Consider the following 14,609-nt stretch of genomic DNA (forward strand, 5'->3'; position numbering starts at 1 on the left):
TTAATTCTCTGTAAACATATAATGGCATGAAATACAATTCATTAGAAATAAATATGAATTGATTCTAAATAGATCAAAAGAAAGTTATAATAGTTTAATAGTTCTATTATCTTTGCACGTTCATAAAAAATTATCATGAGTAGTATCCGTAATATCGCTATCATCGCCCACGTCGATCATGGCAAGACCACATTAGTAGATAAAATGCTACACGCGGCTCAATTGTTCCGCGAAAATCAAGAAACAGGTGAGTTGATCCTTGATAACAACGACTTAGAGCGTGAAAGAGGAATCACCATCCTTTCTAAAAATGTTGCTATCGAATACAAGGGAGTAAAGGTAAACATCATTGACACTCCTGGTCACGCCGACTTTGGTGGTGAGGTAGAACGTGTATTGAAAATGGCTGATAGTGTATTACTATTAGTTGATGCCTTTGAAGGTCCAATGCCTCAAACTCGTTTTGTATTAGGTAAAGCCCTTTCATTAGGTCTAAAACCAATCGTAGTAATCAACAAAGTTGACAAGCCAAACTGTCGTCCTGACGAAGTTCATGACCAAGTATTTGACTTGTTCTTCAACCTTGACGCTACTGAAGAGCAATTAGAATTCCCAACTTTCTACGGTTCTTCTAAAAATGGCTGGATGAGTGATGACTGGAAAAATGAAACGGATTCAATCGTTCCATTATTAGATGGCATCATTGATCTTGTACCAGAAGCTCCATCTCCAGAAGGTGACCCTCAGTTACAAATCACTTCATTAGACTTCTCTAACTTCGTTGGACGTATCGCTATCGGTCGTTTAACTAGAGGTACTTTAAAAGAGAGATCTTTTGTAGGTTTAGCAAAAGCTGACGGTACAATCAAGAAAGTACATATCAAAGAGCTTCAGACTTTCGAAGGTTTAGGCCGTAAGAAAGTAGAAGAAGTACACGCAGGTGATCTTTGTGCAATTGTTGGTATCGATGATTTCGAAATCGGTGATACAATCACAACTGTAGAAAATCCTGAGCCACTTCCTCGTATGGCTATCGAAGAGCCTACAATGAGTATGTTGTTCATGATTAACAACTCTCCTTTCTTTGGTAAAGAAGGTAAGTTTGTTACTTCTCGTCACTTACGTGATCGTTTATATAAAGAGACTGAAAAGAACTTAGCTTTAAGAATTGAAGCTACAGATTCTGAAGATAGATTTATTGTTTATGGTCGTGGTATTCTTCACTTAGCCGTATTGATTGAAACAATGCGTCGTGAAGGTTACGAACTTCAAGTAGGTCAGCCTCAAGTATTATACAAAGAGATTGACGGCGTGAAGCACGAGCCAATTGAAACATTAGTTATTGACGTTCCTGAGGAGGTTTCTGGTAAGGCAATCGAATTGGCTACTCAACGTAAGGGTGAATTGTTGATCATGGAGCCAAAAGGTGACATGCAACACTTAGAATTCCAAATTCCTTCACGTGGTATCATCGGTTTAAGAAACAACATCTTAACGGCAACTGCTGGTGAAGCAATCATGACTCACCGTTTCAAAGAATACGCTCCTTTCAAAGGTGAAATGTCTACGAAAACTAACGGTGCTATCATCTCTGACCAAACTGGTACTCCTACTGCTTACTCTTTAGATAAGCTTCAGGATAGAGGTGTATTCTTCGTAGATCCTACTGAGGAAATCTATGAAGGTCAAGTAATTGGTGAATTCAACAGACCAATGGATTTAAGAGTAAACGTGATCAAGGGTAAGAAATTAACGAACATGCGTGCTGCAGGTTCAGATGACAACTCTAAGATCGCTCCTAAACGTCAATTCTCTCTAGAAGAATGTATGGAATACATCAGAGAAGACGAATTAGTAGAGGTTACTCCTGAAAATATTCGTATGCGTAAAATCAAATTGAAGTAATTTCTTTTATTGATTTTTGCTTACTAAAAACGGCTTGAAATTTAGTTTTCAAGCCGTTTTTTTATGTAGAAAATATTTTGACGATGGTTTTTGTTGTGGTTCGGCGGGCGGTCACATAGGACCGCCCCTACGGGGTGAACGTGGTCAAATCTATGTGAAATGTTTTCATACCATTTTCACGCATGATTGCTTCATTCTCCTCTCCTATTCCAATAAATTCTAATCCTAAGTTTTGAGCTGTCTTCAAATCCCATAATCCATCTCCTATAGAATAGATTTTATCAAACTGCTCTACTTTGTAGAATTCTTTTGCATTTTCTATCGCTTTGGAAACTATATTTTCTCTTTCGTAAATATTATTTGAAGGTACTAATTGTAAAGGATCATATGTAGCTCCAATCGCTTCTAATTTTAGTTTCGCTGGCTCAAGCAATGATCCTGTGGCATAACAAATACCATAATTCTTATTCTTTTGGAGGTTTTGTATTAATTGGGAAGCCCCTTTAATTTCTTCGATTTTATGTTGATTTATTTCTGAGAAGAGGATGTTCCCAAACTGTGCTTGCACCTCAGCATCAAAAGGCTTTTGTACGTGCTCTTCATAAATTACTTTTGAAATATAAGAATCCGTATGATGCTTATAGGTTTTAAAGTTGAACCCTTCTTCTTTTACCCCAAGTATTTTTAATGCTTTTCTAAAGGCTCCAATATGAATTTCGACAGAATCAGTCAGCGTGCCATCAATATCAAAAACGATTAAGTTCATCTGCAGTTTTGTTGTTTGTCATAAAAAAAGGTGATGAAAAAATTCACCACCTTAAAATTAAGTAAATACTTATAAAATTTAATTGATAAATCGATGTATTGCTTCATTGGCATTATCCTGATATACAGGATTACTAAAACCATTATAGTAAGGACTCTGATCCACCAAAGGTCCTGTCAATACATTTTTCTTACTTGCGTAAAACACTCCACTCTCTAATTTTTCGTTATTGATACTTTGAACAAATCGCTTTGCTCCACTTTCTAAACTATGAGAAAGGCCTAAAAGTGGCATGATGATCGGCATCCCGACATATTTATACATGATTCTTTGTAAGAAAGGCATATCATTAAAACCGTCTGTACCTCGTGTTCCCCCTGGGCTTACACTGATAAATTTTATATTTGGGTACTTTCTTGCCATTGATGACATCCACAATGTGCCACTCAATTTTACCCCTGAATACGCTAATACAGGGTCGAACTTTTTGCCGAAAGCTGAACCATCAAAAAGTGAAGTGAATTCGTCCACACTTGCTTGTTTCAGTTGATACTGCTCCATTCCCATTTTCTTTACTCCTCTTGCCACTTCAGAACTCGCATACAATGCAATATTTTTCAACTTATCATTTTTGATCAATTCATCGACTAAAACAACGTGCCCTAATAAATTGGAAGCGGTAATAGTTGTTACACCATCTTTTGTCGCTTTTTCAGGAGTTTTTCCTCCCAATCCACCAGCATTCATAATTAAAGCATCAATAGAAGTATCTAGCTGTGCTATTGCCTTTTTCACTGAATCAGGTTGAGAAACATCCATAATGATAATTTCAAAGACCTTTCTTCCTGTCAATTCCTCCAATTCTTCTTGAGCAACTTTTGCTTTTTCTAAATTTCTACAAGCCAAATATATTTTCTCAGTGGTATTGATTTTACCTAATTGACGAGCTGTTTCTTTACCGATACCTGCGTTGGCACCTGTGATCATTATTACTTTGTTCATGATTGTATCTATTTTGGGTGAATTAAATTGAGGATGAAAATAAAGGTGTACTAGCTTCCACTTTTTTCTTTTGGAAGAGATAAAAGCCTACAAAACCTAATATGAATTCTAATACAGTCGCTTTGATGACGCTCTCTACAGGCATTCCATCAGAAAGTATACTGATTAGTCTTCCTGAACCGATGGATAAGAAAACGACTGTTGGAATTAAAGTTGAGAGATAAGATAACTTAGAATTGAATGCTCCGGTGATTGTCGTTAATCCAAGAGCGAAAAGGAGAGCGCTATAAGCTCTAGCTTCATTGAGTGCATTTACATTTCCACCAGAAAGGTCTATTCCTCCTGTGGCTTTCATTTCCACGGGCATTACCAATGAAGAAACCCCTATAAATGAAAGTAATAGTCCTGAGAGTACGAGATAACTCTTGATTGTTTTTGATTGTTTCATAACTTCTGTTTGTAATTGTGTAAAACAAAAGTCGATGAAAATTCAGGGAGTGTTTGATCGTTTTAGCTCAAAGATTTCTCATTTTGGTCCAGACGGAAATCAGAGGGTGATTTCCCCACTAAATCCGTAAAATTTCGGTTAAATGTAGCCAAAGAATCGTACCCCACATCATAAGCGACATCAGAAACCCTATCATTTGTATTCTGAAGTAATTCTACTGCTTTCTCGATTTTCTTAGTATTGATATATTTTTTTGGACTTTCTTCAAACACCTCTTTAAACTTTCTTTTAAAAGAAGAAGTGCTCATTTGAGTAAGAGAAGCCAATTCATCCACGGATAAATTGGTATAAAGGTTTTGCTGGATCACTTTTTTAAAGGCTACTTCTGTAGGTTTAAAAATAGCTGAAAGAAAATCCAGTTCATTGGGTGCTTCTGTAGATTTGGATACTAATAAGATAAACTCCTTCAGCTTTGCCTTAATTAAGCTTTCATCTGCTAGTGATGGGTTTTCTAATAGCAGATTGATACTTTCTCTGTAATTCTCTAACAGTTTATCAATCTGAATCTGCTTTACATTATAATCTACTTTATGTGTTGATTGTGTAAAATCAAACTCAAACAGGTCTTTGACAATAGAAGGATATAAAAAGATACCAACAGATTCAATACCGTCATCACAATGCTTTGAATCTTTTACTGGCTCAAAGAAGTAATTTAAACACTTTGCCAACATTCCCTGTTGACGATTCACCTTAAAATAATCATCAGGAGTTCTTACGGCTACTTCCCCTTTGTTGACAAACATAAAACAAGCTTCATTTTCTACGTACTGTTTTAATGTACGATCAAAGCTAGGCATAGAAAGTTTAATAAAAACGGGTTGCCCCTTGTATGTAATATGTTTCTCTTGATATTCCATAGTCAGAAGTTTGAAAATCGATGTACTCCAAAAATATCGAAAAATTAGGTAAACAAAAAGAGGTTACCATTATCATGATAACCTCTCCAACTTAGTATGAAATGAAATGAATTATTACTTATATTTTTAAAATCTTTATTTGTCTCTTTTTGAATTACTTATCCTAATTTAAATAACTTTTGATAAGTATTGATAAGAATAATGAAATATTGAAATAACTTCAACTTCAAATACCATTCTTGTAAAATTTCAAATCTCTTATTCTTACATATATCTTTTACGACATTACAAAGGTAAAGGTTGTTCCTAAGTTTTAACATGTGTTAAAACAAGGATATATAGTCTTTTACACCATAAAACTAACTGCTAAATTGCAGTTAGTGTTTTTTAAAATTGTCAAAATAAAAGTGTAAATATTACAAATTTGACAACCAAATATAGATAACAACCTACAGAAATCACAACATTAAATATTCACTTAATAATAATTTAATTTACAATACACCTCTTATTAAGATACTACAGTTTTCATGCGATATTTGTAAAAGTTACACCTAACGGTTCTTACACCAATAAATGAATACTACTTCAACTTGTTTTAGTACATTTTCACATTTGCTTTGTTCAACAATACAGCACAATGTTATCAGAAATAAGATATTTTTAATTATTTTAACTTTTAAACAATTCATTAACTTAGCTCTATCTTAAAAATAACTGAAGAAGTATTATAATGAGATTACTTTTTTATCCTGTTCTTTATTTTGTCTTTTTGCTACAAGCCTTCTCTTGTAATGCTCAATACTTGCCAAAACATCATTATAAACATGTTGTTGCAGAAAAAGTATTGAATAAAATTGCCATGGCAAAAGGAGATAATAGAACAATTCCTGCATTAAAAATTACCAAAAACAAAAAAAACATAGCCATGTACTTTGCGGGAGAAAAAGAACATTCTATTTGCTTGGACGAGGCTGCGTATGATTTATGCATCACAATGGAAAACGATTCTCTAAGTGCATTGGCATGTGTCATTGGTCATGAATTAGGTCATTATTATGAAGATCATAATGATCACTTTGGCTTCAACGATGAATTCAGAAAACATGATAAAGAAGCAATAGAAGATGTAGCCGATAAATTCAGTCTTTTTTTTGGTGCTGTAGCTGGGTATAATACCCCAAAAGCTTTCCCTGTTATCCTAAATAAAATCTATGAAGCATATGGCAAATCTGATAAACTTTCGGGGTACCCTGATTTAAAAGACAGGCAAAAGATTGTCAAAAATGCTATTAATGAAACCAATGCATTTATTAATATCTATAGGATGGGGCAAAATCTCTATGCAATACATCATTATCAAGAAGCCAAAAACTGCCTAGAATTTATTTTAAACCACTACCCTAGTAAAATTATCCACAATAATATAGGCGTTTGTAACTTGAGTATTTACCTTAACGAAAACAATAATCAAGAAGCTTACCCTTATATTTATCCTTTTGAATTTGATGTGAGAGTAAAACGTATAAACGAACTGCCAACACTTTCAAAAAGAAATCATGATTTTAAATTGATTGACGAAGCTATTCAGTTTTTTAAAGAAGCCATCCACATTGATCCTTACTACGAAACTGCTTATATCAACCTCGCTTGTGCCTATTCGATTCGTGGAAATCAAGATGGTGCTTCAGGCACAATTAATGAACTTCAATTATTCTTAGAAAAAGAAGGAAAAACATTATCTGAAAATGCTTATTTGATGAAAGGAATCAGTAAAGCATTGAATGAAGATTATGTAAATGCTCAAAAAGCTTTTGATCAAGTAACGTCTACTTCTGATATCAATCAATTCAATATTGCAGTTTTAGAAGCAGAAATGAATAAAGAGAGTTCGTATTTTGAGGATTTCAAAAGTTGGGTTTCTAGTTATTTTACTGAAGATGATAATACAATCAATCAAATTATAACCATAAATCCTGATCAAGAATCTATTGATAATACAAAAGTTCCCACTATTGTTCGTGATTCAACTTATAAGAGTATCGACTTGGGAAACTGGGCCTACGTTTATTATAAGGATAATCAAACCTCATTGAACTACATCTACAAAGGAAAAAGCAAAACCATCAAAATGATTATTGCATTGGATAATAATCAGAGCTCAACTTTCAAAGGCATTCAATTCAATGACGACTACCATAAAATTGTCTCATCTCAATATTATGGTTTTCCAACTTTCCGGTGGAATAAGAAACCGCTTTCTATCATTGTTTATGAACATGGTAACATCGGTTTTTTATTAGAAAATGATAAAGTGGTCAATTGGTTTACATGGAGTACAAAAGAATAAAAAATCCCCTTCAAAAAGTAATATTCTTTTAAAAGGGGACTGATCAAGTAAAACTCTATTCTTATGAAAGGCCTTCTATCTGACCGTTTTTAAACATAATTTTATTGGCTTGAGGTTCTTTTGGAAGACCAGGCATTCTCATGATACTGCCTGCTCTAGCTACAATGAAACCTGCACCATTATTGATTAATAAATCTTCAAAATGAATATGAAAACCTCCCGTAGGAGCTCCTAAGATCTTTGCATTATCTGTAAACGAGCTTTGCGTTTTCGCTACGCAAACTGGCAATTCAGACATACCGTACTTCTCTATTCTTTTCAACTTCTTCAAAGCTTTAGAATCCATTTTGATTCCGTCTGCTCTATATATTTTCTTTGCAATTTTATCTAATTTCTCATAGATAGAATCTTCCAAATCATAAGTAAACTGTAAAGGTCCTGATGGATTTGTTTCAATCACGTCTACCACTTTTTGTGCTAAATCAGTAGCTCCTTTACCACCTTTCATAAAGCTGTCGTTCACCGCAAACTCAACACCTTTGTCATTACACCATTTCTCCACAAAGTTCATTTCCTCTGTAGTATCAAAAGCATATTGATTGAAAGTAACAAGTACTGTCTGACCAAAGCCTTGCATATTCTCAATATGTCTTTCAAGGTTTTTCATACCTAGTTTCAGGCCTTCAATATTCGGTAATTTGATGTCATCTAAAGCAACACCACCATGAAGTTTCAATGCTTGTGAAGTAGCGACAATCACTGTTAAATCTGGATTTAGACCTGCTTTTCTACATTTGATATTGAAGAATTTCTCAGCACCCAAATCAGCACCAAAACCTGCTTCAGTAATAGTGTAATCCGCATAATTCATGGCCATTTTTGTAGCCAATACAGAATTACAACCATGAGCAATGTTGGCAAATGGTCCACCGTGAATGAAGGCTGGAGTATTTTCTGTCGTCTGAACCAAGTTCGGGTGAATGGCATCTTTCATCAATACCGCCATAGCACCTTCAACTCCTAAATCTCTCACATAAACAGGATCATTATTATGATCATAGCCTAAATAGATATTACCGATTCTTTCTTGAAGGTCCTCTCTATTTTCAGCTAAACATAAAATAGCCATCAATTCAGATGCAGGTGTAATATCAAACCCTGCCTCGGCAACATCTCCGTTTCCGATACCACCCAAACCTGTAACGATTTGTCTAAGTGCTCTGTCGTTTACATCTAGTACTCTCCTCCAGTTGATTGACTTCAACTGCTTACCAGAAGCTCTTTCAAAATGCTGATGATTATCTACCAAAGCAGAAATCATATTATTGGCTGAAGTAATCGCATGGAAATCACCTGTAAAATGAAGGTTGATATCTTCCATTGGTAATACTTGAGCGTGACCACCTCCAGCCGCGCCGCCTTTCATGCCAAAACAAACACCCAATGAAGGCTCTCTCAATGCAGGAATAGCATTGTGTCCTAACTGTTGTAAACCTAATGCCAAACCTACAGAAGTAGTGGTTTTACCAATTCCGGCCCTTGTAGGAGTGATCGCTGTTACAAGAATGAGTTTCTTCTTGTTATCTCTTTTCTTTTGCAGTAGTTCATAAGGTACTTTAGCCATATAATGACCATAAGGAATCAGATCTTCTTCAGGAATTCCAATACTTTTCCCTACCTCATAAATACGTTTTAAGACGGTTTCTCTAGCGATTTCTATATCGGTTTTCATAGCTCGTCAGGAAAATAATAATATGTTTATAATGCTTAATATGTTTCTCCAACTATAATGTGTGCGTTACATAAGAAAGTTATATGCAGTGAAAAATAACTTTTCTTATCCATTTTTAATCTTACTTTATAACTGTAAATATTACATTATCAGCAAATTAAATAACACTCAAGAATAATTTTCATTGATTGATATGCCAAAATAAGACATATTAATAGTAAATTAAAGTGTTATAAATCACCATCTAACAAAAAACACATAGAATGACGTTGGAATTAATTAACTATAAGAAAACTCAACAAATAGCTTACATCTCATTGAACAGGCCTGAGAAACGCAACGCACTCAACCATCAATTGGTCTCTGAACTTAAGGAAGCCTTAGATGTTATTGAAAATGATAACACTGTAAAAGCTGTAGTACTTACAGGAGAAGGAAAAGCTTTTTGTGCGGGTGCGGATTTATCTTACATCCAAGATCTTCAAAACTTCTCTTATGAGGAAAACTTAGAAGACTCCAACCACTTGAAAGAGTTATTCTTAAAAATCTATTATTATCCAAAAATCATCATAGCGAGTATTCAAGGTGCCGCTATTGCGGGAGGTTGCGGATTGGCTACTGTTTGTGATTTTGCTTTTGCAGAGAGTGGAGCCAAGTTCAGTTATTCAGAAGTGAAGATTGGATTTATCCCTGCCATTGTCAGTATTTTTCTTGTTAGAAAAATTGGCGAAGGAAAAGCGAAACAACTATTGCTGTCTGGACAAGTCATCACTGCTCAGAAAGCATTGGATTATGGACTGATCAACGGTATTACTTCTGCTGAAAATCTAGATGAGGAAGTTTTTGATTTCGCTCAGAAATTGATCTCTGAAACTTCTTTACAAGCCAAAGCAGACACCAAACACCTTATTGCTTCTACTTGGCACCTACCTTTGGAAGAAGCGATGAATCTGGCTGTTGTTTCTAATGCTAAAGCAAGAAGCAATGAAGATTGCAAAAAAGGGATTGCGGCTTTTTTAAATAAAGAAAAAATTGAATGGTAATAAATTTAATTTCAATTACTTAACACATCTTTAGTAAAAGACATTTAATTAAAATAAATATCTTTAAATAGAGTAGTTATGATTAAACACAAATAAGTAACATTGTAACATTATTGTATTGTAAATCTCTTTTAAAACTCACAATGAAATATATTCTTACCCTTATTAGCATTATTTTCTTTTCATTTCAGCTTTTCGCCAAAGGTGGCCCTGAAGTATATAAAAGAATCAGCAGTAGGTATCATAATGGTGAAATAATTATAGCTTACAATACTGTTGACAACCTTCCGAAAACTAATGTTCATCAATTTCATAAAGAAAATCAATTGAACTTTGGAGGGGTTAATGTTGACATTTATGAATCGAATAATGCTACTCTTGCCTACATCAAAATAGGTACTAAAGCAGCATGGACTTATCTACAAGAAGGAGATAATATCAACACAATCATTAGAGAATTGATAGTAGTGACTCATAACAATTAGACAATGAAAAAGGGTGTTGCAAAAACTACAATTGAAATTATGACATCCAATTATTCTAATTTTGCGACACCCCATTTATATTTATCTTATCACTTCCAATTCAGGATAAACTTCTTGTACAATCGAGTAAAATTCATCTATTAAGTTTTGGTCTGTAAAAGCCGAATTCATTGGTTTTTGATCAACTGTTGCCCCTAGTGTTTTCTTCTCTGGAGAACCTAAAATATCTCCGTTTTCTCCTCTCAAACCATCAATAGCACTAACATATTTTTCTGCTGCCTGAAAAGGGCTTTGTGCCATGCCCAACCATTTCATGATGTTAAAGCCAACATTTTCTAAAAACCACCTTTCAAAAGCAGGTTTTGTGGCCAAGCCATTAGTACCGTATGTTAATCCAGGCGTAAACCAGATATATTCTTCACCTTGTTGGGCCTCTTGTGCTAATTTGGCTACAAGAAGGGCACTCATCAATTTAGAGGTTCCCATAGCATTCATATCATGATACTTTTGCCCTTTGAGATTTCCTTCAATATAATCTCTCAATACTTTTGGAGAGTTGAAAGTGGGTTTATCCATCATGCCCGGAATGCCTCTTGCTCCTTCTCCCCCTGCATAAATCACTCTGAAATTTTCTGACAATAAATTTCTTCTTTTTAAGTTTTGAAGAACGATATAGCCACCAATCACATTTTGGAAGATTGTTTTTTCTATTTTCTTACCTTTCCAATGGATGTATTCGAAATCTTTTCCAAAAATAACACCTCCAGACTGCAAGAATACAACATCAATTTTCTGATCAGAAGGTAGTGCACTAACCGCTTTTTCAATAGATTGAGGAGCATTCATATCAAAACCTCCATATGTCTTCAGAGCATCTGCTCCATTATTATTTACAGCTTCCAGTAAGATTTTATCTTTAGCTCCCTTTGCTTTTTCTTCTGTTCTACAAGCCAGTATAATAGTACCATATCCCTTTTCAAATAGAATTTTGGTTGTTTCAAGACCCATTCCACCATTTGCTCCCGTGATGAATACCGTTGTACTTTGTTTCGATTTATTTTTCATAATAGTAATAGCAATTATTGATTTTTGATATTACAAAGTACGGGCATTGAAGAAAGACACTATTGGAATATTGGGTCAATAAACTGGTAAATTAGGTCAACTGAAAGCGAAGGGTACTATAGGCTATATTTTTTCAATGATCATTAATAATTCACTCAACATCATAGCAGTGGCTCCCCATACAGTATGGCCATATACATCAAATGCAGGCGTCTTAAATTTCACACCATTGTCTAAATCAACAATATGTTCCTTATAATTATTTGCATCCTGTAAATGACTGATAGAAGTTTCAACGACTTTATCTACTTCGTATTCATCAATATTATATTGAAAAACATCACTGTAATTGGCCACTACTGGTACTACATGCATATTAGAAGGAGGAATATAAATATCTGAAAGTGTTCCTAAAACCTTGCTTCTTTCCACACAAACTCCAATTTCTTCATAGCACTCTCTAAGTGCCGTTTCAATCAAATCCTCATCTGTATCATCATATTTCCCACCAGGAAAAGCCATTTGTCCACTGTGTACACCATCGTAAGAAGGACGTTGTATTAATGGAAAAATCAATGAATCTTCTTCCTCTTTCAATAAAATTAATACTGCTGCTTTTCGTGCAGTTGTTGGTATTTCAAAAGGAGTTTCATCTTGTCTTTTTAAGGATGACATTCTATCATGTGCGTCACGTCCAGGTTTTGGTTCTGATAGTCTCTGTCTTAATTTATCTTGCCAATCGCTCATCAAATCGCCTTGTTTATTCGTTATAGAGTACCAGAATTGAAATCGAAAATCAATTCATCTTTTCTTTTTTCTGGCACTTAAAAAATTTGTATATGCTTAATTTACAATTTTATTTACAAAAAAAATAGAGCTAAGGATTTCTCCCTAACTCTATTTTTATTGCGTTGAATAATTTATTACTTACCCAAATCAATAATCATTGCTGTTTTTCCTGAAATTGTAAATTCACTTCCAATAGTTACAGACTTACCTGTCAGGATATCTTTTCCTTTTGCATTTCCTTTCAACACTTCAGAGAAACGGTCCGTATTAAACGTTTGCTCATCATTATTGTTATTTAAAATCACAAATACCGTTTCGCTGTCAGTATATCTAGCATAAGCATATACTTCGTTGAATGGTACCCAATGCTTTAACTTGCCTTCTGCAATTGGTTTAGAAGTTCTTCTCCACTGAAGGATCGTACGCATATAGTTAAAGAAATCATTTTCTTTCTTTGTACGGCCTTCCGCAGTGAAAGCATCACGCTTATCTCCTGCCCATCCACCAGGGAAATCTTCTCTCAAATCACCGTGGTTTCCACCTTTAGACATCAAGATCTCAGTTCCGTAGAAAATTTGAGGAATACCTCTTGTTGTCAGTAAGAAAGAAGTCGCCAATTTCATATTAGGAATATCCTTATTGAATACACCAAATGCTCTGTCTACATCATGGTTGTCCATAAAGATTTTGTTTTGGTTAGCATCATCATATAAGAAATCTTCAGTCAATGTCTTATACACTTCAGTGATACTCCAGTTGTTTCTCCATGTTCTATTTAATGCGTCCCAAACTGGGAAGTCAGAAACAGATTTTAATGTAGATACAAAACCATCACGGTTATTTCCGCCAGCTTTCCAGTACGACTCCCAAGTAGCGCCTGGCAACCAAGTTTCACCTACGATGTAGAAATCAGGGTACTCGCTCAACACATACGCTACCCACTCAGACATCATTTCTTTCTTGTTGTAAGGATAAGTATCCATACGAATACCATCGATACCCGCATACTCAATCCACCAAACAGAAGCTTGCATTAAATATTTTGCTAAATAAGGATTACCTTGGTTCAAGTCAGGCATGTGACCGTCAAACCAACCGTCAGTCATGATTTTCTTATCGAAATCAGAAGCATTTGGATCAGATAAAGCCTCACCTTTGTAATTCGTCTTTGTAAATTCTTTCCACTCATGGATCCAATCCTTTGCAGGAAGGTCTTTCATCCAATCATGTCCATTACCAATGTGGTTGAATACAAGGTCCATCACCACTTTCATGTCTCTTTTGTGTGCCTCATCCACCATGTTTTTATACTCAGCGTTAGTACCATGACGGCCATCTGCTTTATAAAAATCAGTGATAGCATAACCGTGGTAAGACCAATCTGGCTGATTGTTTTCCAAGAATGGTGTTAACCAAACTGTAGTTACTCCAAGATCATTTAGATAGTCTAACTTTGATGTAACCCCTGCGATGTCACCACCATGTCTTCCATCTCTGTCTTTACGGTTGGCTTTCTGCGTTAAATCAGCTTGTGAATCATTGTCTGGGTTGCCGTTGGCAAAACGGTCCGGCATGATTAGGTACATTACATCTTTAGAAGTAAGTCCCTGAGCTTTTGTTGAATTATTTCTAGGCTTTAGTTCAAATTCGTATGTCAGTTCTTTTGCTCCTGCTTTAAATTTGATAGGATACTTTCCTGCCTTTGCATTTGCAATATTTAAATTCAAAAATAAGTAATTAGGATTGTCTTGTGTATTCACACTCTCAATACCAATTCCTTCTTCATCAATTTGAACGGATGAAGTTGCAATGTTTTTACCATGAACAATTAATAAAACTGTTTCATTTTTCATACCTGCCCACCAGAATGCAGGTTCAACTGTTGCTAATTTTACGTCACTTGCGGGCTTCATATTAGGAACACTAGCTTGCTTTACAAGTGTTGCCCCCTCCTCTTTCGGAGTACAACTTATTCCCAATATTGAAACTAAAATGGCTACGATGCCAGCTTTTACAATTTTCATACTTACGAGGTTCTGCTATATTAATTTAGAGTAAATTGGACAAAAAATTTCACTTCAAGTGATTTTCAAACATACTCTAA

The 14,609-nt window shown here is 34.9% G+C and carries 12 protein-coding genes; 4 read left to right on the top strand and 8 right to left on the bottom strand.

The window, feature by feature from the left end:
- The first annotated feature begins 135 nt into the window (after positions 1-135).
- Complete coding sequence (gene typA / locus AVL50_RS14550) at positions 136-1,905, top strand: translational GTPase TypA (protein WP_062617213.1); 1,770 nt, start codon at positions 136-138, stop codon at positions 1,903-1,905.
- Positions 1,906-2,032: 127 nt separating this feature from the next.
- Here the strand turns inward: typA and AVL50_RS14555 are convergent, their stop codons facing one another.
- The 4 genes from AVL50_RS14555 to AVL50_RS14570 form a co-directional block, all read right to left on the bottom strand.
- Complete coding sequence (locus AVL50_RS14555) at positions 2,033-2,671, bottom strand: HAD family hydrolase (RefSeq protein ID WP_062617214.1); 639 nt, start codon at positions 2,669-2,671, stop codon at positions 2,033-2,035.
- Positions 2,672-2,749: 78 nt separating this feature from the next.
- Positions 2,750-3,673 carry an SDR family NAD(P)-dependent oxidoreductase gene (locus tag AVL50_RS14560; protein WP_062617215.1) on the bottom strand — a complete coding sequence of 308 codons (924 nt, stop codon included), beginning with the start codon at positions 3,671-3,673 and terminating at the stop codon, positions 2,750-2,752.
- 22 nt (positions 3,674-3,695) lie between these two features.
- The gene (locus AVL50_RS14565; protein ID WP_062617216.1) at positions 3,696-4,121 is read right to left on the bottom strand and encodes a DUF4345 domain-containing protein; all 426 of its coding nucleotides are present in this window, start codon (positions 4,119-4,121) and stop codon (positions 3,696-3,698) included.
- Positions 4,122-4,183: 62 nt separating this feature from the next.
- On the bottom strand, positions 4,184-5,041 hold the full coding sequence (locus AVL50_RS14570; protein WP_062617217.1) for a helix-turn-helix domain-containing protein: 858 nt from the start codon (positions 5,039-5,041) through the stop codon (positions 4,184-4,186).
- 733 nt (positions 5,042-5,774) lie between these two features.
- Between AVL50_RS14570 and AVL50_RS14575 the strand changes: the two genes are divergently transcribed.
- On the top strand, positions 5,775-7,391 hold the full coding sequence (locus AVL50_RS14575) for a hypothetical protein (protein ID WP_062617218.1): 1,617 nt from the start codon (positions 5,775-5,777) through the stop codon (positions 7,389-7,391).
- Between the two features lie 61 nt (positions 7,392-7,452).
- Here AVL50_RS14575 and AVL50_RS14580 read toward each other — a convergent pair whose 3' ends face one another.
- A complete protein-coding gene (locus AVL50_RS14580; protein ID WP_062617219.1) occupies positions 7,453-9,123 on the bottom strand; it encodes a formate--tetrahydrofolate ligase in 1,671 nt (556 codons plus the stop codon).
- Between the two features lie 263 nt (positions 9,124-9,386).
- Here AVL50_RS14580 and AVL50_RS14585 point away from each other — a divergent pair, with 263 nt between their 5' ends.
- Complete coding sequence (locus tag AVL50_RS14585) at positions 9,387-10,166, top strand: enoyl-CoA hydratase/isomerase family protein (protein ID WP_062617220.1); 780 nt, start codon at positions 9,387-9,389, stop codon at positions 10,164-10,166.
- Between the two features lie 143 nt (positions 10,167-10,309).
- On the top strand, positions 10,310-10,651 hold the full coding sequence (locus AVL50_RS14590; protein WP_062617221.1) for a hypothetical protein: 342 nt from the start codon (positions 10,310-10,312) through the stop codon (positions 10,649-10,651).
- 81 nt (positions 10,652-10,732) lie between these two features.
- Here AVL50_RS14590 and AVL50_RS14595 read toward each other — a convergent pair whose 3' ends face one another.
- The 3 genes from AVL50_RS14595 to AVL50_RS14605 all read right to left on the bottom strand — a co-directional run bounded on the left by AVL50_RS14595 (position 10,733) and on the right by AVL50_RS14605 (position 14,529).
- A complete protein-coding gene (locus tag AVL50_RS14595) occupies positions 10,733-11,716 on the bottom strand; it encodes an SDR family NAD(P)-dependent oxidoreductase (protein WP_062617222.1) in 984 nt (327 codons plus the stop codon).
- 123 nt (positions 11,717-11,839) lie between these two features.
- A complete protein-coding gene (locus AVL50_RS14600) occupies positions 11,840-12,463 on the bottom strand; it encodes a CoA pyrophosphatase (RefSeq protein ID WP_062617223.1) in 624 nt (207 codons plus the stop codon).
- Positions 12,464-12,639: 176 nt separating this feature from the next.
- On the bottom strand, positions 12,640-14,529 hold the full coding sequence (locus AVL50_RS14605) for a glycoside hydrolase family 13 protein (protein ID WP_062617224.1): 1,890 nt from the start codon (positions 14,527-14,529) through the stop codon (positions 12,640-12,642).
- Between the last annotated feature and the right edge of the window lie 80 nt (positions 14,530-14,609).

This window comes from Flammeovirga sp. SJP92, assembly GCF_001583495.1.
In the GTDB taxonomy this organism is placed as follows: Bacteria; Bacteroidota; Bacteroidia; order Cytophagales; family Flammeovirgaceae; genus Flammeovirga.